Annotated in this window: 22 protein-coding genes and 1 pseudogene; 15 read left to right on the top strand and 8 right to left on the bottom strand. The window is 44.6% G+C overall.

Going from position 1 to position 23942, the window contains the following annotated elements:
• The 3 genes from BM210_RS01345 to BM210_RS01335 form a co-directional block, all read left to right on the top strand.
• Nucleotides 1-1090, top strand: a 1090-nt coding sequence (locus BM210_RS01345) for a WIAG-tail domain (RefSeq protein WP_218184883.1), incomplete at its 5' end; no start/stop codon positions are given.
• Nucleotides 1091-1221: 131 nt separating this feature from the next.
• Complete coding sequence (locus BM210_RS01340) at nucleotides 1222-2016, top strand: DeoR/GlpR family DNA-binding transcription regulator (protein ID WP_091163742.1); 795 nt, start codon at nucleotides 1222-1224, stop codon at nucleotides 2014-2016.
• Nucleotides 2017-2040: 24 nt separating this feature from the next.
• The gene (locus BM210_RS01335) at nucleotides 2041-3009 is read left to right on the top strand and encodes an ROK family protein (RefSeq protein WP_371263401.1); all 969 of its coding nucleotides are present in this window, start codon (nucleotides 2041-2043) and stop codon (nucleotides 3007-3009) included.
• 261 nt (nucleotides 3010-3270) lie between these two features.
• On the opposite strand, the gene BM210_RS01330 is transcribed toward BM210_RS01335, so the two are convergent.
• Together BM210_RS01330 and BM210_RS01325 are read right to left on the bottom strand one after the other, a co-directional pair.
• Nucleotides 3271-3867: a TetR/AcrR family transcriptional regulator gene (locus tag BM210_RS01330; RefSeq protein WP_091163741.1), complete on the bottom strand. Its 597-nt coding sequence runs from the start codon at nucleotides 3865-3867 to the stop codon at nucleotides 3271-3273.
• A 3-nt stretch (nucleotides 3868-3870) separates the two neighbouring features.
• On the bottom strand, nucleotides 3871-4614 hold the full coding sequence (locus BM210_RS01325; protein ID WP_091163739.1) for an SDR family oxidoreductase: 744 nt from the start codon (nucleotides 4612-4614) through the stop codon (nucleotides 3871-3873).
• A 318-nt stretch (nucleotides 4615-4932) separates the two neighbouring features.
• Here BM210_RS01325 and BM210_RS01320 point away from each other — a divergent pair, with 318 nt between their 5' ends.
• From BM210_RS01320 to BM210_RS01305, 4 genes are read left to right on the top strand one after another with little or no spacing between them, the layout of a single operon-like run.
• Complete coding sequence (locus tag BM210_RS01320; protein ID WP_091163737.1) at nucleotides 4933-5658, top strand: sugar phosphate nucleotidyltransferase; 726 nt, start codon at nucleotides 4933-4935, stop codon at nucleotides 5656-5658.
• Nucleotides 5655-6674 carry a dTDP-glucose 4,6-dehydratase gene (rfbB, locus tag BM210_RS01315; protein WP_091163736.1) on the top strand — a complete coding sequence of 340 codons (1020 nt, stop codon included), beginning with the start codon at nucleotides 5655-5657 and terminating at the stop codon, nucleotides 6672-6674. The genes BM210_RS01320 and rfbB overlap by 4 nt, the downstream gene beginning before the upstream one ends.
• Before the next feature lie 5 nt (nucleotides 6675-6679).
• On the top strand, nucleotides 6680-7537 hold the full coding sequence (gene rfbD, locus BM210_RS01310) for a dTDP-4-dehydrorhamnose reductase (RefSeq protein WP_371263411.1): 858 nt from the start codon (nucleotides 6680-6682) through the stop codon (nucleotides 7535-7537).
• Between the two features lie 5 nt (nucleotides 7538-7542).
• Nucleotides 7543-8577 carry a mannose-1-phosphate guanylyltransferase gene (locus BM210_RS01305; protein WP_091163732.1) on the top strand — a complete coding sequence of 345 codons (1035 nt, stop codon included), beginning with the start codon at nucleotides 7543-7545 and terminating at the stop codon, nucleotides 8575-8577.
• A gap of 164 nt (nucleotides 8578-8741) precedes the next feature.
• Here the strand turns inward: BM210_RS01305 and BM210_RS01300 are convergent, their stop codons facing one another.
• Together BM210_RS01300 and BM210_RS01295 are read right to left on the bottom strand one after the other, a co-directional pair.
• Nucleotides 8742-9407 (bottom strand): glycosyltransferase family protein, encoded by a 666-nt coding sequence (locus BM210_RS01300; RefSeq protein WP_256223194.1) that lies wholly within the window; start codon nucleotides 9405-9407, stop codon nucleotides 8742-8744.
• 18 nt (nucleotides 9408-9425) lie between these two features.
• A complete protein-coding gene (locus BM210_RS01295) occupies nucleotides 9426-10106 on the bottom strand; it encodes a class I SAM-dependent methyltransferase (protein WP_091163728.1) in 681 nt (226 codons plus the stop codon).
• A 225-nt stretch (nucleotides 10107-10331) separates the two neighbouring features.
• Here BM210_RS01295 and BM210_RS01290 point away from each other — a divergent pair, with 225 nt between their 5' ends.
• Both BM210_RS01290 and BM210_RS01285 read left to right on the top strand, forming a co-directional pair.
• Nucleotides 10332-11177: a glycosyltransferase family 2 protein gene (locus BM210_RS01290; protein ID WP_091163727.1), complete on the top strand. Its 846-nt coding sequence runs from the start codon at nucleotides 10332-10334 to the stop codon at nucleotides 11175-11177.
• Between the two features lie 105 nt (nucleotides 11178-11282).
• The gene (locus tag BM210_RS01285) at nucleotides 11283-12233 is read left to right on the top strand and encodes a GDP-mannose 4,6-dehydratase (RefSeq protein WP_091163725.1); all 951 of its coding nucleotides are present in this window, start codon (nucleotides 11283-11285) and stop codon (nucleotides 12231-12233) included.
• 83 nt (nucleotides 12234-12316) lie between these two features.
• On the opposite strand, the gene BM210_RS01280 is transcribed toward BM210_RS01285, so the two are convergent.
• Nucleotides 12317-13393, bottom strand: a complete 1077-nt coding sequence (locus tag BM210_RS01280; protein WP_091163724.1) for a glycosyltransferase — start codon at nucleotides 13391-13393, stop codon at nucleotides 12317-12319.
• 235 nt (nucleotides 13394-13628) lie between these two features.
• Here BM210_RS01280 and BM210_RS01275 point away from each other — a divergent pair, with 235 nt between their 5' ends.
• Together BM210_RS01275 and BM210_RS01270 are read left to right on the top strand one after the other, a co-directional pair.
• On the top strand, nucleotides 13629-15386 hold the full coding sequence (locus BM210_RS01275) for a DUF4214 domain-containing protein (RefSeq protein WP_091163722.1): 1758 nt from the start codon (nucleotides 13629-13631) through the stop codon (nucleotides 15384-15386).
• Nucleotides 15387-15393: 7 nt separating this feature from the next.
• Nucleotides 15394-16026 (top strand): acetyltransferase, encoded by a 633-nt coding sequence (locus BM210_RS01270; RefSeq protein WP_091163721.1) that lies wholly within the window; start codon nucleotides 15394-15396, stop codon nucleotides 16024-16026.
• Nucleotides 16027-16121: 95 nt separating this feature from the next.
• On the opposite strand, the gene BM210_RS01265 is transcribed toward BM210_RS01270, so the two are convergent.
• Entirely contained in the window at nucleotides 16122-17246 is a 1125-nt protein-coding gene (locus BM210_RS01265) for a DegT/DnrJ/EryC1/StrS family aminotransferase (protein WP_091163719.1), read from the bottom strand.
• A 167-nt stretch (nucleotides 17247-17413) separates the two neighbouring features.
• Complete coding sequence (locus tag BM210_RS01260; protein WP_091163718.1) at nucleotides 17414-18949, bottom strand: glycosyltransferase; 1536 nt, start codon at nucleotides 18947-18949, stop codon at nucleotides 17414-17416.
• Between the two features lie 217 nt (nucleotides 18950-19166).
• On the opposite strand from BM210_RS01260, the gene BM210_RS01255 reads away from it, so the two are divergent.
• The 3 genes from BM210_RS01255 to BM210_RS01245 are packed head-to-tail and all read left to right on the top strand — an operon-like array spanning nucleotide 19167 to nucleotide 21826.
• Nucleotides 19167-20282, top strand: coding sequence for a DegT/DnrJ/EryC1/StrS family aminotransferase (locus tag BM210_RS01255; protein WP_091163716.1), 1116 nt, complete (start codon nucleotides 19167-19169; stop codon nucleotides 20280-20282).
• A 2-nt stretch (nucleotides 20283-20284) separates the two neighbouring features.
• Entirely contained in the window at nucleotides 20285-20914 is a 630-nt protein-coding gene (locus tag BM210_RS01250) for an acetyltransferase (protein ID WP_371263400.1), read from the top strand.
• Between the two features lie 57 nt (nucleotides 20915-20971).
• A complete protein-coding gene (locus tag BM210_RS01245) occupies nucleotides 20972-21826 on the top strand; it encodes a glycosyltransferase family 2 protein (RefSeq protein WP_091163715.1) in 855 nt (284 codons plus the stop codon).
• Nucleotides 21827-21851: 25 nt separating this feature from the next.
• Here BM210_RS01245 and BM210_RS01240 read toward each other — a convergent pair whose 3' ends face one another.
• Nucleotides 21852-22886 carry an IS630 family transposase gene (locus tag BM210_RS01240; RefSeq protein WP_091163713.1) on the bottom strand — a complete coding sequence of 345 codons (1035 nt, stop codon included), beginning with the start codon at nucleotides 22884-22886 and terminating at the stop codon, nucleotides 21852-21854.
• Nucleotides 22887-23553: 667 nt separating this feature from the next.
• On the opposite strand from BM210_RS01240, the pseudogene BM210_RS34200 reads away from it, so the two are divergent.
• A pseudogene (locus tag BM210_RS34200) lies at nucleotides 23554-23942 on the top strand (hypothetical protein); the annotation flags it as partial.

Below are 23942 nucleotides of genomic sequence, written 5' to 3'. Positions count from 1 at the left end.
GGAAGCTGATCATTTGAGTGCCAAAGCGGTGGGAAGCGAGCAGTTGGCTGATTGTGCGGTGACGAGCCGTCATCTGGCGTTGAAATCGGTGTTCAGCGAGCACATTGCTGAAGAGGCGATTGGTACGGTGCAATTGCAGGATCAGGCGGTGACGGGAATCAAGCTGGCATGGGGTGCCGTAGAGGCAGTGCACCTGAGCACTGGAAGCGTAGGAAGTGAACAGCTAGCTGAAGATGCAGTAGCAAGCTGCCATATCGAAGCGGGCGCAATCATCGGTAAACATATTGCTGATGATTCGATTGGCACGGCGAAGCTGGATCATCAGTCTGTCACTACGGATAAGCTGGCACCAAGTGCAGTGGGAAGCGAGCAGTTGGCCAATGGTGCTGTGACGAGTCAACACATAGCAGTTGGTGCGGTAGGTAGTGAACAACTGGGCAACGATATGATCGATGGTCTGCATATTAAACAAGAGTCGATTTCGGGCTATCACTTGCTTCCGGGAAGCATAACCTCGATACATTTGGAAACCGGACTGGTGGAAAAGCTGCTGTTGGCTGCAGCATCGAAATTTCAAGTAGCGGGCGTTCAATCATCAACCGTGACAAGGACGGAAGAAGGAGCTGCAGAGACAAGCGAGGCAGTAGATGAAGTTGCCGAGACAGGAGTGATTTCATTTGATGAATTGGATACTTGCATAACAGAAGCAGAAGCAGAAGCAGAAGCAGAAGCTGCGCTAACTGTGATGGCGGAGCCGCTTGATGATTCAATTGATCAAACAACTGTAGGTATTACAGTAGTAAGTGACAAGATTATCGAATCCACCAAAGCAGCTGCTCCTACTCAGCAATTCGGATTATGTTCCTTTCTGATGCGTGTAGAAGAAGAAACCGTAAATATCCAGGTGCAATTTGATGAGCCTTTTACCGATGAGCAGTATGCGTTGGTGGTCACAACGGATCAAACCAACAGCTATGGTGTCATTCAACAAAAAAAATGCGACAGTGCTATCATTCAGATTGTTCGCAGTCGTTACTCTCCTCAATTGGAGGGGATCGTAAACTGGATCGCGATGGGTCGAACTTCGTAAGCATTCGTACAAATAATCAGCGACGCTTTTAGAGGTTGCTGATTTTTTTGGTCATTATCATGATTGAAATTATCATAATAAACCCCTATACTATCATCATAGATGATGGATGTGCAAGGAGAGGAAACGGGATGAGTGAACGGGATTTGACCAAAGGCGAAGAACGGCGCAGCAGGATTATGAATGCTTTAAAAGCTCACGGTCGGCTGACCATTCAGGAAATAATTGAGAAGTTCAACTGCTCGGAAGCGACTGCACGCCGGGATTTGGATGTTTTGGTGAAAAAAGAAGGGGTTATCCGTACAATCGGCGGCGCACAGTGGGAAGGCTTTACAGCCAATCGTGAAGCCTCCTTTCAGGAAAAAAAGCAGCTGCTCTGGTTGGAAAAGGAAGCCATTGCAACAGCCTCGGCCTCATTGATTGAAGAAGGAGACGTGATTGGCTTAAGCGGAGGAACAACGACCTTTCTTATTGCCAAAGCGATTAAAAACAAAAGGAACATTACCGTTGTAACCAATGCTGTCAATATTGCGATGGAGCTGGCTGACAGTGAGGGTGTGCAGGTGGTTCTAACGGGCGGGGTGATGCGTAAAAACAGCTTTGAGCTGTGCGGACCGCTTGCAGAAAAGGTCGTCGAGGATTTGAACATTGGCAAAATGTTTTTGGGAGCAGATGGGTTGTCATTGGAGCATGGGGTTACTACCTATTCGGAGCTGGAAGCTCAGATCGGACAATTGCTGCTAAAGCGTTCCAAGACGAGAATTGCTGTGCTGGATCATTCCAAGATCGGCAAAGCCTCATTATTCGGAATTGTTCCCTTGTCTTCTCTTGATATTTGTGTGACGGATGCTGTTCTGGATCCGGAGCTTGCGACAGCTTTGGCGCAAGCGAAAGTGACTGTTTATTTGGCTGATCAACATACATAACCATAACTATGGGAAAGGTCGTGAATGATGGATTTTTTAATCGGAATCGATATTGGGGGCACGAACGTTGTGTGCGGCTTGACCGATGCCACAGGCAAGTTGCTGCATAAAATAAAGCAGCCTACGGAAGCGCTGCGAGGCAGTGATTATGTATTTGATAAAATAAAATCAATGGTGGACCAGCTTCTGGCTCATGGTGGAATTCAACGTGAGGCCGTACGGGCTATCGGGGTCGGAACGCCGGGCTTTATCGACCCTGACAAGGGAATTACCCTGTTTGCAGGGAATTTGCGTTGGACTCAGGTTCCAACAGCGGAAGAAATCCATAAACGAACTGGGATTCCAACCTTTATTGATAATGATGTCAGAATGTATGTATATGGTGAGGCGGTTTGTGGTGCTGCCCAAGGCTATGAGCATGTGCTCGGAATTACGATTGGGACGGGGCTCGCTGCGGCTGTCATTAATCATGGAAAGCTTTATTATGGCGGTGGCTTCATGGCGGGTGAGCTAGGACATATCATTATGCCGGAAATTCCCTATACTTGCGGCTGTGGAATGCGCGGCTGTCTGGAGACGGCTGTGTCGGCCACAGGTATTGCCCGTCAGGCACAAGAGCTGGTACAGAGTGGCAGACCCAGCATTCTTCAGGAGTGGATGGATAAAGTGCCAGATAAGAGCATCACAGCTGCTGATGTTTCCAAGGCTTATGATCAGCACGATCCGTTAGCGATTGAGGTCATGAACCATACGGGTATGCTGCTTGGTAAAGGACTTGCCAATGCAGTAACGCTGTACAGTCCAGATGTCATCGTGATTGGGGGTGGCGCTGCATTGGCTGGTGAACGCTTGTTTGCGCCAATGCGCGAGCAACTGCAGCAATCGGTCTACCATGGCTACTGGGAACGGCTGACGATTGTCACTGCCGCGATGATTGATGATGCAGGAATCGTCGGAAGTGCGATGGCAGCAGGCAGCAGATTAGCCGTTTAGAAGCTGATTGAAGAAGGTCAGTCCACGTATCCTAAGGCTATCCGTTAACAGTGGATTAAATAACTGCTATATAAGATGAACTAAACATCATGACAGCAAAGAGGCGCTGCGAAAGCAGACCCCTCTTCCAATCGCTGTTGCAGCCAGATTCTTTGTATTCTTAGCCCCTTAGGGGTAAGAATCCGCCTGCAAAGGCGAACACTTCGTTTCTCCAGAAGGGTCCGCTTTCTCCGCTCGGGCTGTGTGTTTCTTTGGTTCATCTTATATAGATTCATTGCTGACAATTCCTGAAAGAATAAGCTGCCATACCAGCTCGAAATCATGCTGCTTGGTAACAGCATCTCCCTCATAAGCATGGGCAGGATGGTGAAAGCGTGCAGTTGCCATGAAGATGGCTCTTGCAGTCGATTCCGGACTTCTGTTTTTAAACACCTGTTTAACGATTCCTTGTTCCACTATCCGTGACAGTAGATTAATCAAATATTGCACATGATTCTGGATCAATTCGGTTCCTTGTGAAGTCACTGCAGCATAGATTGAGAATAGTTCAGGTTCATCAGCCGCCGACTGCTGCTTGCTATGAATTAAGGTTTCGAGCCAGAGCAGTAGTTGCTCTACAGCACTGCCTTCTTGCTGATTAGAGATCGCCTCCAATGGGAGCGAGATCCGGTGCAGCCAACGCTCGGTAACGGCCTCCAGCAGTGCTGCTTTACTTGCGAAATGACGATAAATTGTACCGTGACTTACACGAAGCACCTTGGCAACATCAACAACGTTAGTTTTATCCCCGTAACGCCGCAGCACCTGTTCAGCTGTATCCAAAATGGTTTCCCTACTTAATATGGACTCAGTGGCCATGATTTACACGAATCCTCCGTTTACACGAATCGTTTGTCCAGTCATCCAGCGGGTTTTCTCACTAGCCAGGAATAGAACGACATCGGAAATATCCTCGGGTTCACCTAATCGGCCAAAGGAGTTCATTCTCACAATCGTGTTAATCTGTTCCTCTGTCTTGCCAACTGTAAAGAGCTCTGTATTTATTGGGCCTGGTGCAACAGCATTAATGGTAATCCCTTTGCGACCGAACTCCTTAGCCAATTGGCGAGTGAATTGCTCGACTGCACCTTTGGTACCTGCATACACGCTATAGGCTGGAAACATAGCACCGGCAACTGAAGTGGAGAAATTGATGATCCTTCCGCCATGCTTCATGTGTATAGCCGCCTGCTGACAAGCAAAAAAAGTACCTTTGACATTGATGGCAAATTGTTTATCAAATTCGGCCTCTGTCACTTGTTCAATCGGTTTGGTAATCATAATCCCTGCATTATTGACCAAAATATCAACCTGCCCATAGAGCTCGATAGCACTGCCGAATAGCAGCTCCACTTCCGCAACCTGACTGATATCGGCTTGAATTGCCAATGCTTCACCGCCATTTTGCTTTATTGCAGCAATGACCTCTTCGGCAGTTCCTTTATTGCTTGCATAATTCACAATAACCTTGGCCCCGCGATCAGCAAAATCCTCCGCGATTTTCCGTCCGATTCCTCTGGAAGCACCTGTGATAAGAACGACCTTACCTGCTAATTCTTTATTCATCCTACATCTCCTCCGATTCGTAATATGGGATCTGGAATCATTGTAGTATATACAAAATCGAAACGAAAATCAAATGACATTATTTAAATTTTGTCATTTTTTTATTTTTTAACTTCATTCTTGTGTATGAGTTGCTATTTTGCTATAGAGTTCCCTTTTTTGCTATAGAGGATCCCTTTTTTGAAGCAGCAAGTATGCTTTTGGGGGACATGTTACTTATTTTTCCTAATGCCTTGGCAGGAGTCCATGTGTTTTTCTGCTTCAGGCATATCCTGTTAGAGGGTGTCTTGAGAATCGTTTCAAGAAAGGGGTGGATTCATGAAAGGGGTTATTTTGGCTGGGGGGTCAGGTACGCGGCTAAGACCTATGACGAAGATTATTAATAAGCATTTGCTGCCAGTGGGGCCCTTTCCGATGATTCATTATGCAATTTCCAAAATGGCTGAGGCGGGGATAAAAGACATTATGCTGGTCACGGGAAAACAATCGGCAGGATTATTTATGGAATATATCGGAAGCGGCAGCAGCTGGGGTGTGCATCTTACCTACACAATTCAGGAGGAAGCCGGAGGTATAGCTCAGGCTCTGGCACTATCTGAGGGCTTTATTCAGCCGAATGATAAGTTTGTGGTGCTGCTTGGCGATAATTTGTTTGAGGATGGTTTGGAATCCGCAGTACGGATATTCACAGAGGTGGAGCAAGGAAGTGCGATGGTCTTTTTGAAGAAAGTTGCAGACCCCCGCCGTTATGGGGTTCCTGAAATGAGAGGAGACCGCATTGCGGCTATTGAGGAAAAACCGGCATATCCTAAATCGGATTATTGTGTGACGGGAATTTATATGTATGATTCCACTGTTTTTGACAATATTCAGGAGATTCAGGCATCAGAGCGCGGGGAACTGGAGATTACCGATGTCAACAATAGGTACGCGGCTCAAGGAAGGCTTTCCTATCGTCTTCTTGAGGGCTGGTGGACCGATGCAGGAACGCACCGGTCACTGCTTGAGGCTAGTATTTGGCTATCGGCAAGTGAAGCTTTATGAGGCTATTGGTTACCGGGGGTATGGGTTTTATTGGAAGTCGTTTCTTACATTATTGGTTGGAAAAGCATCCCCAGGATGCTGTTGTGAATTTTGATCTGTTAACCTATGCAGGCAACAGCCACAACGTTGCAGATATTCGGAATGTACCCGGATATTTGGAAATTCGCGGAAGTATTACGGATGCAGCTCTAATAGAGAGAGTTATGACGGAGGAGCGGATTGATACCGTTGTCCATTTTGCCGCAGAATCTCACGTAGACCGAAGTATTCTGGACCCTCACCGATTTATCCAGACCAATGTGCTCGGTACTCAAACGCTGCTTGAAGCCGCGAAAAAGCATAAGGTAAGCAAATTTGTACACATTTCTACGGATGAGGTGTATGGAACGCTTGGTGAGCAGGGAAGCTTTAATGAGCAGACGCCACTGGCTCCGAATAGTCCTTATTCAGCCAGCAAAGCAGGCTCGGATCTGTTCGTACGGTCTTACTATGAGACCTATGGATTGCCTGCTGTTATTACGCGCTGCTCGAACAATTACGGTCCTTACCAATTCCCTGAAAAGCTGATTCCTACGATTATTACGCGTGCTTTACAGGATGAAGCTGTGCCCATATATGGTGATGGACTGCAAATCCGGGATTGGTTGTTTGTAGACGATCATTGTACGGCTATCGATCTCGTGATTCACAAAGGCCGTTCAGGAGAGGTTTATAACATCGGGGGCAGCAGCGAAAGAACCAATTTATATATGGTGAAGCGGATATTGCAGGAGCTCGGTAAATCGGAGCAGTTGATCCGATTCGTTCCTGACCGGCTCGGGCATGATCGGAGATATGCGGTCGATTCCTCAAAAATCCGCAATGAGCTGGGCTGGAGGCCTACTCACACCTTGGATGAAGGACTGCTCATGACGTTGGACTGGTATAGAAGGAATGAGTCCTGGTGGCGGGCAATCCTGGATGGAACTTATCAATTGGAAGAATGCGCTCATGCGAAGGAAGGTGACGGGCTTTGAAAATCGTGATTACAGGAGCAGGTGGACAGTTGGGCCATGATTTGATCCGCGCTTTGTCACCTGCTCATGAGATCTTGCCATTCTCCAGGGAGCAGTTGGATGTTACCGATGAGCTGGCCGTCAAGAAGCAGATATCCGCGTGTTGTCCGGATGTCATCATTCACGCAGCTGCCTTTACCCAGGTAGATCTGGCTGAGACCATGTTTGATAAAGCTTATGCCATCAATTCCACAGGAACACGGAATGTAGCTTTGGCTGCACATCATTGTGCTGCCAAGCTTGTTTATATAAGCACGGATTATGTATTTGATGGAACGAAGGCAGGAAGCTATACAGAATCAGACCGTACGAATCCGCTAAGTGTATATGGAAACTCCAAGCTCCATGGGGAAAAATTCGTGGAGATGATCAGCCAAACTTATTTTATTGTGCGTACCTCCTGGTTGTATGGTAAGCACGGAACCAACTTTGTGACTAAAGTGCTGTCTTTGGCAGATCGGCAGTCCAGCTTAACGATGGTTCATGATCAAACCGGTTCACCTACCTATACGTTAGACTTGGCTCGATTCGTAGGTGAGTTGGTGGAAACAGAAAAGTACGGCTTGTACCATGTGTCTAATCAAGGCTGCTGCAGCCGCTACGAGTTTGCGGAAGCCATCCTGCAGGCGGCGAATCGAACCGATGTCAGCTTGGAAGCGATAAATGCATCCGCATTTACAATGCCTGCACCACGACCTGACAACTCAGCTTTTGACGATTTGGCGATCCGTACGAACGGCTTCTCTCGCATGCGTGATTGGAAGCTGGCGCTGCAGGATTGTATCCACAATGATATCCAGTACGTGAGGTCAAACGAGGGGTGATTGTATTGAAGGTTGTCATTATGGCCGGCGGTAAGGGCAACCGGTTTTGGCCGAGAAGCACAGAGGAAGTACCCAAGCAATTTCTAGCTCTAACGTCTAACGATACGATGCTTCAAGAAACCTATCAACGTTTTCTCAGGTGGATACCGGCAGCAGATATTTATGTGGCTACCGTTCAAAAGTATACCCAGCTCGTATTGGAGCAGCTTAAGGAGCTGGATTCTCGGCAGCTTATTGTTGAGCCGGAGCAGAGAGACACCGCACCCTGCATGGCATTGATAGCAAGGCATTTTTTACATGAGGGTCAGGATGAACCCTTTGTAACGGTTCCTTCCGATCAGTATATCGGGGACGATGAAGCTTACATTCAGGCGCTTCAGCAAGCGGTGGAGGCGGCCCGCCAGGAGGATGTGATAGTGACCCTTGGCATCGTTCCGACACGGCCAGAGACAGGCTATGGGTATATTGAAGCAATAGGAAAGGCACAGGATGATGGACGGGCATACAGAGTCAAACGCTTTATTGAAAAGCCGGATCTGGAGAAGGCAATCAAGCTGGTCAATATGACGAATGTATACTGGAACTGCGGTATCTTTGCCTGGAGGCCATCAACGATAGCTGCATACTTGAAGCAATTCGAGCCGGATATGTGGCGCTTGCTTAGCCTAAGCGATGAACAGCTGGAACAACTGTATCCGCTTCTTCCCAAGGTCTCGGTAGATTATGCAATTTTGGAGAAAGCCGATTTGATCTACTGTATTCCAGTTCGGTTCGGCTGGGACGATGTGGGCACGTGGACGGCGCTGACACGATTATATCCAAGTGATGAGCAGGGGAATCTAATCAGCGGAACTGTACATGTACTTCGTGCTGGAGACAATATTGTTTTTTCGGAAAAGCGGAAGACGCTGGTCATCGGGGTAACGGATTTAATTATCGTTTCGACGCCGGAGGGATTGCTGGTATGCCCTAAATCGGATGAGCAGGCGATTAAACAGGGCCTTCTTGAGCTGGAACAAATGGGAACACAGGAAGAATAGAAGCCGATAATAATATAAAAGCAATGGCACAATTAAAAGTTGTATTAGATACCAAATCCCAACAAACAACCTTAGTGCGGGATAAACCAGACTAAGGTTGTTTGTTTTTTATGTTGAATAGTAAGCGATAATTTAAGCTGCATAATAGGCTGCACACACAGGCTTCAGCTTAGATAGCTCCCATAATGCTCAATAAACAGCTGCCGGTATTGCTCATAGCCTTCAAGGTTGGCGATCCCGCAATCATGAATGCACCAGGGAGCAGGCTGGTTCCATACCCCAACTTCATATCCGGCTTTCAGCATCTCCATGCTTTGTGAGGTATCGTAAAAATGCCAGCCTGTGAATAGATCCTCGCGCCAGGGAAGGTCGATCTGAGTTGCCATGATCAACCCATCGATAGCCCGAACACGTTCATAAGCTTGTTGAATGGGGCGAAATTCAAGCGGATGCATACGACCCGAGTGGCTGCTATATACTTTACCGTACAAATAAGGACTCTCCCACCAAATTCCGTTAGCTGGAATCGTGGTTGCCCCGGCGACACCAACCATTCCCAATTGTTCGTTATTCTCAAACAACAGTATCAAATCATCCAGAAAGTAAGGGTGAATGATGTACACATCCTGATGCACGTATACTTTATACTTTGCCTCACTTCTTTTCATCGCAGAGTTATACCCGCTGGTCATACTCTCAGCTTGCCCAATGGATATCCACTCGATAGTGAACCCGTCTGGTACGTGGAGGTTTCGTTGATAATGAAGCGCTTGCTCATATTGTTCGGAATCGGAAACACAGGAAATAAAACAGAGCTGTTTACTATTCATATTCATGCCTCCGACACATCATTTGAGTGCGGCACGATTCTTGTAAATATTCGGAAGAAAATCTTTCATAGCAAAAACCTCATTAAAGCGGGAATCAGCACCTTTTGGGAAAAGTACGCCAAGCCCTCCTGAATGGGTGAACTCAATAAAAGGGTGCTTCATTTTTATTTGTTCCCAAAAACGATGCACACCAAAATCTCCGAAACGTGTGGCTATATCATGGAATATAACGATACCATCAGGTGCCAATTTAGGCAGCCATGTTTCGTAATCGTGCGAAACCGCATCATACGTATGATATCCATCAATATGAAGCAATTGGATGGATTGATCCTCAAAGCCTGTTACAGCTTCATCAAAGGTTTTGCGGACCAGGCTTCCTATTTGTGTGTATAGCTGTTCATTTACACTCGAAACCGTTGTAAATACTTCATTGGCATAAAAACCGGAATGTGGATCTCCCGTCCACGTGTCAACAGCATAACAGTTTGTATGGAGCAGATCGTCATCTGATACCGCCTGACAAAAGCTGAAATAGGAGGCTCCCCAATGCGTACCTAGCTCGACCAGTGTATCGGGTTTCATAAATCGAATCAAATCATAGGCAAAATGACGATGGCCGAGCCAAGCGGAAGCGCTCAGGATAGCCGGATGAAAACGTTCATAAGCAAAATCAGGGTTATGAAAAATCCATTTCAATGAGATGCACCTCTGGTTTATGGCATGGTCCTGCAAAGAAGGAATAGACCTTGTTGTAATATATGAAGTTGGAACAGAAATGAAACGGCTTTTTATCGTATTGCGGAATCCAAGGGCAAAGACATTTTGCCGTTCCCTTCTTGGCGGCAGTGGCATAATTTAATACAAGTCTATTGATCTACTATATAGATATGAATCCTACAGTGAAGGAGCTTACGATGATTCATGCCTAATGACCTGAATGCCGGCACCCCCTTTGTTCCCGGTATGACCTCGATTGTCATTCTAACGCGCAATGCACTGGACTATACGAAGCAGTGTATGGACAGCATCATGAAGCATACCCCAGAAAGCTATGAAGTTGTTTTTATTGATAATGGTTCCGTGGATGACACAGTTTCCTATTTGCAAACCATTCCCAACTCACAGCTTATTGTTAATTCTATGAACAAGGGATTTGCTTACGGCTGCAATCAGGGCATGGCTGCAGCTCGGGGCGAATATATCGTTTTGCTCAATAATGATACCGTCGTAACGAAAGGTTGGTTGACTCGTCTGCTGACATGGCTGCAAAAAGATGAGTCCATCGGCATCGTTGGACCACGCTCCAATTATGTGTTTTCAGCTCAACGGGTCCAGCCTGTTTCTTATCAGTCGATGGAGGAAATGGCACATTTTGCAGAGTTTCATACCATGATGTTTCAAGGATCAGGTTTTGAAGCTGAGCGGCTGGTTGGGTTTTGCATGGCTTTTCACAGGCGTTTAATTGAGCAAATAGGCGGGATGGATGATCAATTTTTTCCAGGCTGCTATGAGGATGACGATTTCTGCTTAAGAACGCAAATTAGCGGGAAGAGGCTTTGGATCGCATCTGATGTATTCATTCATCATCATGGTCATATTAGCTTTCGTACCAACGGGGAAGATGTTTTTGGTTCGGTTATGCGTGAGAATGGGGTCAGATTTTGGGCTAAATGGGGTCTTACGGACAGGTATGTGGGTTCAGAAATCGTACAACGGGAAAAACCGTTCCAGGTGGGTCGGCATTATGTTCCATTGAGAGTCGACTGACCATCGGCCGAAAACGTGTTCGGTTAATAATTTTGGTGATTAAGTATTTATTCCAAGTCAGCTCTTAAGAAGGGTTCACCGCATACAAGGGAGGATTTCAATTAAATGAAAGCATTAATAACAGGCATCTCTGGTTTTGTAGGCAGCCATTTAGCTGAATATTTGTTAAAAAATAATACGGAAGTGTATGGGACTATACGGCATCGAAGTCGGATGAATCATATCCAGCATTTACTGAATGATATCAATTTGGTAGAGTGTGAGCTCAGAGACCCATTCTCGGTGGAAAATTTAATTCAGGATGTCAAACCTGATCTTATTTTCCATCTGGCAGCACAAAGCTTTGTCCCTACATCTTGGAATTCGCCAATAGACACCATTCATAATAATGTAGCTGGACAAGTTAATATCTTCGAAGCTGTCCGGCGGCTTGATCTGAATTGTAAAATACAAATTGCCTGCTCCAGTGAGGAGTATGGTTACGTAGATCCAACCGAAGTTCCCATTACGGAGCTTAATCCGATTCGCCCGCTAAGTCCTTATGCGATCAGCAAGGTCGCACAGGATTATTTAGGGTACCAGTATTACAAAAGCTATGGGCTGCATGTCGTATGTACCCGGACCTTCAATCACACTGGACCAAGACGCGGCGAAAATTTTGTAACCTCGAACTTTGCCAAGCAGATCGCAGAAATTGAGAAAGGGCTTAAAGCTCCGGTTCTCTATGTAGGCAATCTGCAAGCACAGCGTGACTTTACCGATGTTCGTGATGTTGTCCACGCCTATTGGCTGGCGCTTGAAAAGGGTGATCCAGGTGAAGTCTACAATATCGCATCGGGATCCTGCTGTACGATTCAGGAAATGCTTAATTTGCTGCTATCGCTGAGCACAGCTCAAATAGAGGTAAAGGAGGATCCTTCACGTTTGCGTCCATCCGATGTTGAGATTTTGTTGGGTGATTACAGCAAATTCCATGCGAAAACTGGCTGGAAGCCGCAAATTCCATTCACTCAAACGATGGAGGATTTATTGAATTACTGGAGAGCAATTGTATAATTCACATGATTAAGAGGGTCCTGCGCAAGTTCATGTGCAGGACTCTTTTTCGTTGAATGATACCTCTTTTTCTCCACGCTGTATTATTGGTTTCCCGGCTGTAAGGGCAGCAGCAGTTTTCTATTATTCAGCATCGATTGATCGTCTGGGCGGTAGGAAAGTGCAATTTCATTATGAAAGTAGGATTTTTCCATATCACCTTGCCGGTAGTAGCAAACACATAGCTGCAGGTGTGGGAGCCATGTAGAATAGTCTTTATGCTGCATCCCCCAGTTTTCAGGTGCTTCCAGCTTGGCAGCCAGTGACAGCCAGAATATAGCTTGCTCGATCGCATTTTTAAGCATGAAGTAGCGACCAATCCGATAGACGGAATCCGGTCGTGGAACCGCATATTCTAATGATTTCATTGCTGCTGTCATGGCTTCATCAATTTTTCCGAGCCCTTCGTAGCAGTCCGCGATTTTGCAGCTGGCAGCAAGGATATCCTCAATCCAGCCCTGCTTGGTATCCAGAAAAGCTTGATAATAAGTAACCGCATTGTCGAATTGGCCATGGTCCTTTAGCTCATTGGCATAATAATAGGTTTCACGTGGTGAGAAAGCTGTCTGCTTGGCTCGGTGTTCCTCATAAATATCCAAATTCCGCGTCGTGTGCACTTTATTTTTTTTATGTGTTATCGCGATATCAGTTGGAACAACCTTGCCGTGGACAACCAAATATTCATGTACGAATCCATGCCATTGAAAGCCGCAGCTTCTACGGACGATTCGATTGCGTTTCATGCTGAAGGTGGCTTGACCGTCCGGACCGCTGTTCAAGTGATAGTTCATTGCAAGGGAATCAATGCTAGTATCGAACGTACTTTTCAATTGAAGCAGCTTCTGCTGATCGCCCTCCAAAAGGACATCATCCGCATCCAGCCACCATATATAGTCCATGGTTGCTAATGAAAAGGAATAGTTACGAGCCGCCGCAAAATCATTGATCCACACAAAATCATAAATCTTCGCGTTATATTGCGCAGCAATTTCCTTGGTTTTGTCTGTGGACCCCGTATCGACAATAATAATCTCATCGACAAGTGTTTGTACAGAATCGAGACATCTACCCAATGAGTCCTCCTCATCCTTGACAATCATACATAAACTAATCATGATCATCTACGTCACTCCCTATTTTATCAGTATGTAGAATCCATTTCACTCATGCACCTTGCAAACTTCCCCTTGCCCCTCTTGTTAGTATCATATGATACATCTGAAGAATGGAGACAGTAACGTCAAGCAAAGCCAAACAATCGCTTTGTTTTTGTGGCTTATGCCGTGCCGATATGTCTGCCAGCCAAATATACTATGAGTACTTGAACTGAGCTGTAGAATAGGAGCGATACTGCTTATGGACGTGATGAAATTAAGAAATAATAGTAATGAATTCACGAATATGATGGAAAAAAGAGATGGAATTACAACCTTTGAACTCATTAGCGAGCTTTTGGATTTGGAGGGAGAAACGCTAATCTGGGAGCTTTATAAGCAATTACTGCTTCGGGAACCTGATGAGCCAGGTTTTCTCTCCCATCTTGAGCAGCTTCAAGGAGGCTGTCCGAAGCTGCTGTTAATGGATGCTATTATGAATAGTAAGGAAGCAAACGTATTATATGCCATGCCAATCATTGAAAAAGGGTCCCACAATAATTTCCCTTTGGCTCGGGTACTGAAGCGTCTCGCTCAAGCTGATCATAATGAGTTTATTCGAGCTCTTTATATGGAGGTCCTTAATCGGCAGCCCAATCTACAGGAGGTTGAAAACTATAAGCAGCTTCTGAATACTGGGAGTCTTCGATCATCGGTCAGGAGAGGGTTCTTTGTATCCCAAGAGCTTCAGGGATTGTTGAGAAAGAACTATAAGTATTTGAACAAGAACTCCTCATTCAAGCATGCTATAGGGCATGCATCTACCAATCCTATGAAGCATATCGGGGTATTCCTTGGTTATCATCACCCGGTCACGCTGGCTGGGGAAGGCATTGGTAACTTTATTGGCAGGTTGGTGGAAGGCTGGCTGAACAACCGAAGTGATGTGATGGTCCATGTGGCTGTAACTGAGGAAAATTGGATGCAGGCGAGACTGTTATTCGGCAAGGTTGCCTCGAAGTATGCAAACCGGTTATGGATTCACAGCTTTCCGAATATGAATTGGTTAAATAGGTTTATTGAGGTAGACGTATGGTGTGTTCCATATGTTGGCTTAAAATGGGCATTGGAGCTGGAAAAGCCCTACGTGCTTTGTGTGCATGATTTGGTTTATTTGCATTTTAAGGAGTTGTATGCTGACAAACAACCTGAATTTTTTTCCAATCTGCAGCCAAGTGTCGATGCTATGGCAAAGAAGGCATTCAAGGTTGTATTTAATTCCAATTACATTCGGGATCATGAGGGCTTGAAATTTTTGAAATTGCCAATAAACCAAACGGAAGTTATTCGGTTAGCGCCGCCTCTAGAGGAGTACCGATCTATGGGGATCCGCTTTGAGACCACATTTAGGAAAAAATACAATTTGTATGCCCCCTATCTTGTATTTCCTTCTATCATACGTTTGCACAAAAATCACGACCGGCTGATCGAAGCATTTTTGAATTTCAAACGAACACCCGAAGGCAAGGCTTCTAATCTTCGTTTGGTTCTAACCGATGACTACAAGGGAAGGCCCTTTGAAGAAAAAATTAGGGCTATGCTTGAACGCAGCAAGAAGGAGGAGCAGGAAAGTATTGTTTTTATAGGAAGGGTCTCGTCCTCAGATCTTCCATCGTTGTACAGATATGCTGTCGGCACTATTGTACCTACGCTTTTTGAAGGGAGCTGTCCATTTCCGATATTGGAATCTTTAACGGTCGATACTCCGGTTGCAATAAGCCGAATTGAGGTTGCGATGGAGGTCATAACCGACATGCAAGCCTTTATTTCATTTGACCCTTATGCTGTAAATGAAATTGAAGCTGCGATAAGCCAACTATGGAAAGGGCATGCAGGCTTGGCTGCTAAACAAAAGGTGGCGATAAGAGGTGTGCTCAAGCGGACTTGGGCAGATGCGGCTCGTGAATATGAGAGCTTGTTTGATATAATGATTGGCAAGAAGCATTCCAAAAGGAAGTAGTGATCACATGGTATCCCCTAATAAGGTGGTTATTATTGGCGGCGGCGGACATGCCAAAGTTATCATCGATATTCTCAAATCGGACCCAGAGGTGGAGATTATAGGCTGTACGGATACACATGCGAAGGGGACCGTATCGGGTATAAGGATTCTAGGTGATGATACAATCCTGCAGGATTTGTATCTTTCAGGGATTCGACATGCTGTTATTGCAATTGGTGATAATGCAGAGCGGAAGCGCCTTGCCTCCAAAGCAGCCTGCATTGGATTTCGCTATGTGAATGCAATCAGCCGATTCGCTTATGTTTCAGCTTCCGTGCAATTAGGTGTCGGTATCGCGATTATGCCCGGATCGGTTATTCAGCCCGATGCCCAAATTGGTGATTTAGCCATTATTAATACAAATGCCTCTATTGATCACGATTGCAAGATTGGGGCTCTATGTCATGTAGCTCCAGGTGTTACCCTTTCGGGGCGTGTTGTAACCGGTGAAGGTGTTTTTCTCGGTACAGGTGCCAAAGTAATTGATGGTATGCATATAGGAGAATGGTCCATAGTGGGAGCAGGGGCCGTGGTTGTGAATGCACTGCCGGATCATTGTTTGGCCATAGGTGTTCCAGCCCGTATTATGAGAAAGTAGGATCAATAAAAAAGACGTTTCCGTAAGCAGGTGGAAACGTCTTTTATTGATTATATGGCAGGATCGATCAAAAATAGCAATGAAACCAAAGGGGATTAATTGTGCATAACATCGAGTAGTACTTGTTTGAAGCTTTTGCATATAAATTGGACTTCTTCGGCTGTTAGGTTTCCTGAGCTTGGAAGACTCAAGCCTTGAGAACCAAGTCGGTTGGCTACAGGGAATTCTGAAGCGGAATGTAGATGCTGGTAGGGGGGTAAAGCGTGCATAGGATAAAAAAAGGGTCGGGTCTCGATCCCAAGCATATGCAGTCCTTCTATAACTTCATTGCGCTGTCCTTCCGTAGCATCGTTGATCAGGACACTAAATAACCAATATACATTTTTGACTTCATCCTTTTGGACAGGTAATGTGAGAGCATCGAATGATCGAAGCTGGTTATAATAGAGTCCGGCAATACGTATCCTTTGCTCGATGTGCCAATCTATATTTTCCAATTGTGCGCAGCCTATAGCTGCTTGAATATTGGTCATTCTGTAATTATATCCGATGATCGGGTGCCAGTAACGGCGGTTAGGGTCCATGCCTTGGCCTTTTAGCAGCTTGATTTTTTGTGCGAGCACGTCGTCGTTCGTCGTTATCATGCCCCCTTCACCTGTCGTGATGATTTTATTGCCGAAGAGGCTGAATATAGCACTGTTGCCGATAGAACCAACCTTTCTTCCTTTATATTCAGCTCCTGTGGCTTCGGCCGCATCTTCGATGACAAATAAACCGTATTTGTTGGCAATTTCTATAATAGGATCCATGTCGACAGGATGACCGTAGATATGGACAACAATGATTCCCTTGGTTTGGGGTGTTATTTTGTCTTCAATTAGCAGCGGATTGATGTTCCATGTATCAGATTCAGCATCAACGAATACGGGTGTGGCTCCACAGTATGCCACGGCATTGGCTGTAGCTACAAATGTGAATGAAGGAATTATTATTTCATCATTTTCTCCAACACCGTTTCCTAATAATGCAAGATGAAGGGCAGTTGTTCCATTGCTGCAGGAAATGGCATGTTTGGTATGAATGAATTGAGCAAACTCTTGTTCGAATCTATGAATGTATGAACCATTTGAAGAGATCCATGTGGTATCAAGGCAATCCATTACATATTTTTTTTCGTTACCATTCAAAATGGGTTGGGCAACATGATGATATTTATCCATACTTAAACAATCCCCCTAAGGCCTGTTCCACAGGAAAATGGACTCTGAACACGATTTACGATGACAATCAAGTTATCGTAATATATGCGTTGACCTTTAGAATGGAATCGTCAGGTGAAGAGATAATGAGGCCCATTTTTACCCTGATAATTGGTGCAGCTTGGAGTTCACGGCAGTACTACTACCTTTTCGACACATGAAGAACAGAACTTGGCATATTGGATACACGTTTCTAATGAATCATTCGGTTCCATCGGCCACCAACGGATGGCTCCCATGGGAGATTTCGATGCAAAGGTCTCGACTTCTGGAGGAATATGACCTACTACAACGACTTCGATCTCATTAAAGTTGGTGGTTAAACCTTTTTGGATGGTCTCAAATAGTTGGATATGTTCATTGTTAGCGCAAGAGTGGGGGATAGGAAATAGGATCGAAACTTTAGATAATTGTTCATGAATGAGATGAGCAGATTTCCGCGCAGGATGATCTGTAGGTGTCTCCCATACGCGATGATAGGGTACATCATCAAGTAATCCTAGTTCTTTTAATCTTTCCTGAATTCTTTGATTATAATAACTGTTTAGTTCTTGTACGAGGATTTGAATCTGCTTATTTCTATGAAATGTAGAGTTATCTCCGTGTTCATTCCGATATTGGATATAGAGCAAATCAGGTATCGCTACATATTGTGTACAAAGAAACGTCCGAACTAGCATATCGTAATCATCAGCAACCAATAGTTCTTCGCGGTGCCCTCCAATTAGATGGTAAAAATCCCTGGTCCAGGCGCGAGGGTGATTCGGTAAGCCGACCAAATGACGAATGGTATTCCCATTGATGGCAGTTAGTTTTTGCACATTTTGCCATCGACTCATTGCATGTACCCATACTCGGTAGTACATACCGTATCCAAAACCACAATCCCAACCATACCAATGAGCATGGTGGCTCCCGACGTACACCTCTGCACAATCCCCATAAGCAAAGCTGCATTCAGGGTGTTGCTGAAATGCATCGACGATCTTCTTTAGACAGTTTGGAGTTAAATCATCATCATGATCTAATTCAACTAAAATTTCCCCTGTACATAGGCCTGCTGCATACCTTTTAATTGCTCCTATGTAGCCATTATAGGCATCTTGTCGATACCTCCTCACACGGGGATCGTCTAGAGGGAGTAAGTCTTGGTTGTATGTCAGATCCTCATCACCCGAGTCATCTACAATAACCCATTCCCAATTGGAGTACGTCTGATTCAATAGAGAGCGATAAGGTCGCTGAATTTTTTCTTTGGACTTGTAGCTTGCTGTGAACACGGACACCAAGGGAGTATCTGATGAAAAGCGAGTAGAAGGGGAAGGCAGGGTTTTATTTTCAGGGAGAGGATCGGTTCGTTTGAGCCAGCAGTAAAATAGTTTGGATGGTTGAATTTCAGCTGGAGAATTGTAATGTAACCAACGTTTTCTTTCTTGAATAGGTAAGGCGTTTAGTGTTTTAAATTCTGCCCATTCCGCTCCCAATGAAACATAGACGCGAGGTTTTTTGGGGTTTATATCTGATAACTCGTCATCAGGTTCATACAAATGCACTGTGATGCCACTTTCAGCCAATCGGTCTAACATTTCATCTAAACCATCCCATAAATTTTGCCTTGAATAAAATAGATGAGTTATCAAAAGTGGAGTGTGATTCGATGACATGTCCATCCCCCTTTCACGATATCCAACACAAAAACAAAAGACTCGTGTTGAGTAAATGTAAGATTCTATACATGGATTAATATATATCCAAAATATTGGAAAATATGACTCCAAGCAAATCCAATATTATTTTTCATCAGTTGGTGTCTGTTGCCAAATTGATAGCAACACATATATATAACTTATGTAAAGAAAGGAGTTGACAAACCATTCAATCATGATAAAGATTCCATTTTTACGACCTAACCTGGTAAAGCAAGAAACGTTGATCCCCTATTTATCCGAGATAGAATCATCCCGAATTTACAGCAATTTTGGCCCGCTCAATACTCGGTTTGAACAACGAGTTATGAATGAATACTTTGATGAACTTGGAGCTGTAACAACAGTTAATAATGCGACTATCGGCTTGGTATTAGCTCTTTCACAAAGTAAGCGCCCAAAAGGGAAATATGTGTTGATGCCAAGTTTTACGTTTGCTGCTACCCCCTTGGCTGCAATTTGGTGTGGATTAGAACCGTTTTTTGTGGATACTTGTTCGGATGACTGGTGTATGGACGAGAAGATACTTAGTGAGTCGCTGCAAATACTGGGCGATCAAGTGGCTGCTGTTATTCCATACGCTACCTTTGGAACCAATATGAACCTCAACTTCTATCAACAGATCCATGAATCCGGGATACCTGTAGTTGTAGATGCTGCTGCCAGCTTTGGTGCGACGGAAAATCAGAACCACTTTGGAAAGGGATTTCCTGGATGTGTCGTGTTTAGCTTTCACGCTACCAAATCGTTTGGAGTTGGAGAAGGAGGGCTAATATACAGTGCAAATAGAGAATTAATTTCCAAGATTCGCCAAGCTGAGAACTTTGGTTTTTCTACGAGTAGAGAAACGACCTTGCTGGGTTTAAATGGGAAAATTTCTGAATACACTGCGGCAATTGCCTTATCCACTCTGGATATTTTTGATCAAAAAATAAAAGCGAGACAGCAAATTTATACGTGGTACCTCGAACAACTAGATCAAAAAGATTTGTTGCGGAATGGCTGGACAGTTCAAAAAACGGCAGGGGAAATTCCTTATCAATTTATGTCTATCTGTTGTCCGGATAGTCAAAAAAATGGTGACATCATTCATACACTCGTGAGTCAAAACATCGAAGCACGGACTTATTTTTCTCCCCCTTGTCATCAGCATCCGCTTTTTATTGGGTATCCTCATACGCCCTTGCCAGTTACTGAGACAATATCCAAACGTATCGTAAGTTTACCTCTATGGGAAGAAATGACCAATCGGGATGTTTGTTTGGTTGTAGAAGGGATGGTTCCATCATAAAGATGCTTGTGATTTGGGGATGTGGAGGTCATGGTCGTGAAGTTCTTCATCTTTGTGAGCAAATTGGAATTGAAGTGATAGGATTTCTGGATGAACGACCTGAATTAAAAGGGCAGATCGTTGATGATGTTCCTGTTTTAGGTGATCTTGCAGATATCTCTTCGTTACAACAACAGGTAAAGATTGTATGTGCTGGAGTAGGGGATCCATTCTTGAAGAAACGACTAGTTGAAAAAACAAAGAATTGTGGTTTTCAGTTTGCAGATACTTTAGTGCATCCTTCCGTGTTTATTTCTAAACGAAATCGATTAGGGATCGGGAACGTCATTTGTGAAGGGACGATCATAACAACGAATGTAGTTATAGAAAATTTCGTTATTATAAACCGCGGTGTAAATATCAGCCACGATGATCGTATCGAAGATTATGTGACAGTTGCCCCCGGTGTACAGGTCGGAGGGAACGTCACGATTCATCAAGGGGCTTATATTGGTATCGGTTCTTCCATCCGTGAAAAAACAACGATTGGATCGTGGTCCGTGATTGGTGGGGGATCTTTTGTGAAAGAGGACGTGCCAGAGCACACTTTGTATGCTGGAGTGCCCGCCTTATTCAAAAAAAACTTGCCATAACCATTCGATGTATCACCAAGTACAACTGAAAATATGAAGAGAAAGGGGGGAGTTGATGTGGGACTTCCATTAGTTAGTGTAGTTATACCTGCGTATAACCGAGCACATACTCTCCAAATAGCCATCGACAGTGTGTTGGAACAAACCTATCCGAATATCGAAATCATCATCTGTGATGATAGTACGGATGATCGAGTACAAGAAATGCTTGTTCCTTATTTACTTTCATATCCTCAGATCCAGTATCATAGAAACGAACGGAATTTATTTCTTGAAAATTGGCACAAATGCTTTGATCTGGCAGCTGGAGAATATATCAATTATTTGATGGATGATGACATTTTTCATAAAGAAAAAATCGCGAAAATGATCTACTTTTTTAATGAATTTGAAAATATTACATTGGTTACCTCTTATCGACAAACCATCGATGAATCAGGTCAGTTTCTTCCTCCTATTAGTGCTACTGTTAGATTATATGAAGAAACAAGAATTTTTGATGGAAAGATGTTGGGGAACATTGCATTAACCCATTGTCTCAATGTCATCGGTGAACCAACAACGGTGTTATTTAGAAAAAAAGATCTTACCGAACGATTTGGAGTATACCAAGGAAAACAGTATTCTCTAATCAATGATTTAGCTGCTTGGTTATCATTGTTATCCAAAGGAAAAGCTGTGTACATTCCAGAAGCTCTTAGTTATTTTCGAAGACATCCGAAGCAAAATATCGTTACACAGAGTCTAAGTGAATGGTTAGAAATTATGATTGCCTCACGAAAAGATGGATTTCTTGAAACGAGCGCGTTATTCAAAATGGCTCTTTATTCTTATCGTGAACGAGTAAGGCATAGGAGTGAATTTGTAGAAGATATCAAGAAAATTGAAATGATGTTAACTGCTTTGGATTAAAAACCTATATAAAACGCACTTAAGATTATAACCGAACAAGCAACCGATCAATGGTTTGCATAGGGTGCTTGTTGAGTCGGTTCATGAAGGCCGTGACATGAAGGCGAATGCGATAGAATTTGCTAAAAAACACATTGTTGATGACGTCGCTCTTCAGCCATTTCCAAACCCCTTCCATTAGGTTTAACTCAGGACTGTAGGGCGGAAGAAAAACAAGCTGCAGACGTGGATGTTCCTGTAAAAAGGACCGAAGGCCCGCGGCGTGATGGATTCGGCTATTGTCCAGAATCATAACGATCTTTCCTGCTGGATAAGCTTTCAGCAAATCGGAAAGGAAACGAATCCATGCCGCCAGGTCTGCCATCTCTTCTTTCCGATGGTGAACCTGGCCCGTCTCGTAGTTGATAGCGCCGAACAACTTGGCACCTTCATGTCGACCGTATGTTTTGACTTTACGCTGCTGTCCTTGAGGAAACCAACTATATTGCAGGGCTTGATAGGCCCGAATCATGGACTCATCTTCAAACAGCAGATGGTCAATGGCACCCTCCCCAAGTTTACGCTTCAACTCGGGAAACGTCACGTCTCGAAAGGCGGTTTGGGCCTCCAAATCTGCCTTAGCAAGGGTATGGGTTGCCTTTGTGAAACTGAAACCCGACCGCTTCAGAACTTTGCTGACACCACGAACGCTATAGATAATGTCAAACTCACGCTCGATCCATGAAGCAATCAACGGCAGTGTCCAAGTGTAGCGTGCTTCAAAGCCTACATCTGCGGGCTGCTTGTTGATCAATAATTCAGCCAGCTGTTCGAGCTGTTCTTCGTTCAATCTAGGCGGCTTTCCAGGCGAATGCTTCATGAATAGACCTTCCAGACCCTTTTCTTGATAGCCCTGCCAATAGAGGCTGATGGTTTGGCGGACCAGACCCAGAAGACGGCTGATTTCAGCAAAGCTGTGTCCTTCCAGGTGCAGACGCACAGCTAGATAACGTTCATACAGGCGTTTGTCGTTGGTTTCTTTCATGGCTTTATTCAGCTTATTGATTTCAATTGTACTCATCTTTAACGCTACCTTTGGGATTGTTTTACTCTTTATTTACCCATTTGATGGCTTGGTAAGTTTTTTATGTGCGTTTTATATAGTTTTGTGACGTCAACTGTCCATAAAAACCCTCGACTACCTGACACCCAAATAACTTGGCGGTCAGGTAGTTGTTATATAAATTGTGTAACGAACATCATTTATGATTCTAGCGGAATTGTTGGGCAACACTATGAAATTTATCCTTATCTATCAATTGCTCTATGTTCCGTTCAACTGGAAAACAAACCTAATATAGGGATCGTAATAACAATCAATTTGCCGTGATATATACGTTTGCCTGCAAAATGCATTCATGATGTAAAGGTCTAATAAGGCCCATTTCTCCTAATTTACATTATTTTATATCAATAGACTGAGTCATTTACCGTAGCCATTAAAAATCAAATACATATACTTTATTAGACTCATAAGGAAGGGGTAAATGAAATGGCAGATGGACAGACGGGCGAAACCGGTCAAACAGGACAGACAGGTATGACAGGTCTGACAGGTATGACAGGTCTGACAGGTATGACAGGACAGACAGGACAGACAGGGCAGACAGGGCAGACAGGTATGACAGGTATGACAGGTATGACAGGAGCAACAGGCGCTCAAGGACCTCAAGGACATCAAGGACCTCGTGGATCTCAAGGAGCGCAAGGATCTCAAGGATCTCAAGGAGCACAAGGAGCACAAGGATCTCAGGGTTCACGAGGAGCGCAAGGATCTCAAGGAGCACAAGGATCTCAAGGATCTCAAGGATCTCAAGGAGCACAAGGAGCACAAGGAGCACAAGGATCTCAAGGAGCACAAGGAGCACAAGGATCTCAGGGTTCACAAGGAGCGCAAGGACCTCAAGGAGGACCTCAAGGAACTCAAGGACCTCAAGGGACTCAAGGCCCTCAAGGAATTCAGGGATCTGCAGGCCCACAAGGAACTGCAGGAGCGCAAGGATCTGCGGGTCCACAAGGAGCTACAGGAGCTCAAGGAACTGCAGGAGCGCAAGGATCTGCGGGCCCACAAGGAGCT

It is taken from the genome of Paenibacillus sp. 1_12 (assembly GCF_900114475.1).
Lineage (GTDB): Bacteria > Bacillota > Bacilli > Paenibacillales > NBRC-103111 > Paenibacillus_S.
The sequence above is the reverse complement of the archived record's forward strand: the minus strand, read 5'-3'. Positions and strand labels throughout refer to the sequence as shown.

Bases quoted from the DNA above. Each gene is read 5' to 3' on its own strand.
- BM210_RS01340 (WP_091163742.1), top strand. From the start codon at position 1,222: ATGAGTGAACGGGATTTGACCAAAGGCGAAGAACGGCGCAGCAGGATT.
- BM210_RS01260 (WP_091163718.1), bottom strand. From the start codon at position 18,949: ATGTCATCGAATCACACTCCACTTTTGATAACTCATCTATTTTATTCA.
- BM210_RS01320 (WP_091163737.1), top strand. From the start codon at position 4,933: ATGAAAGGGGTTATTTTGGCTGGGGGGTCAGGTACGCGGCTAAGACCT.
- BM210_RS01265 (WP_091163719.1), bottom strand. From the start codon at position 17,246: ATGGATAAATATCATCATGTTGCCCAACCCATTTTGAATGGTAACGAA.
- BM210_RS01250 (WP_371263400.1), top strand. From the start codon at position 20,285: ATGCTTGTGATTTGGGGATGTGGAGGTCATGGTCGTGAAGTTCTTCAT.
- BM210_RS01300 (WP_256223194.1), bottom strand. From the start codon at position 9,407: ATGAATAGTAAACAGCTCTGTTTTATTTCCTGTGTTTCCGATTCCGAA.
- BM210_RS01325 (WP_091163739.1), bottom strand. From the start codon at position 4,614: ATGAATAAAGAATTAGCAGGTAAGGTCGTTCTTATCACAGGTGCTTCC.
- BM210_RS01255 (WP_091163716.1), top strand. From the start codon at position 19,167: ATGATAAAGATTCCATTTTTACGACCTAACCTGGTAAAGCAAGAAACG.
- BM210_RS01280 (WP_091163724.1), bottom strand. From the start codon at position 13,393: ATGATCATGATTAGTTTATGTATGATTGTCAAGGATGAGGAGGACTCA.
- BM210_RS01270 (WP_091163721.1), top strand. From the start codon at position 15,394: ATGGTATCCCCTAATAAGGTGGTTATTATTGGCGGCGGCGGACATGCC.
- BM210_RS01275 (WP_091163722.1), top strand. From the start codon at position 13,629: ATGGACGTGATGAAATTAAGAAATAATAGTAATGAATTCACGAATATG.
- BM210_RS01290 (WP_091163727.1), top strand. From the start codon at position 10,332: ATGCCTAATGACCTGAATGCCGGCACCCCCTTTGTTCCCGGTATGACC.
- BM210_RS01330 (WP_091163741.1), bottom strand. From the start codon at position 3,867: ATGGCCACTGAGTCCATATTAAGTAGGGAAACCATTTTGGATACAGCT.
- BM210_RS01240 (WP_091163713.1), bottom strand. From the start codon at position 22,886: ATGAGTACAATTGAAATCAATAAGCTGAATAAAGCCATGAAAGAAACC.
- BM210_RS01335 (WP_371263401.1), top strand. From the start codon at position 2,041: ATGATGGATTTTTTAATCGGAATCGATATTGGGGGCACGAACGTTGTG.
- BM210_RS01285 (WP_091163725.1), top strand. From the start codon at position 11,283: ATGAAAGCATTAATAACAGGCATCTCTGGTTTTGTAGGCAGCCATTTA.
- rfbB (WP_091163736.1), top strand. From the start codon at position 5,655: ATGAGGCTATTGGTTACCGGGGGTATGGGTTTTATTGGAAGTCGTTTC.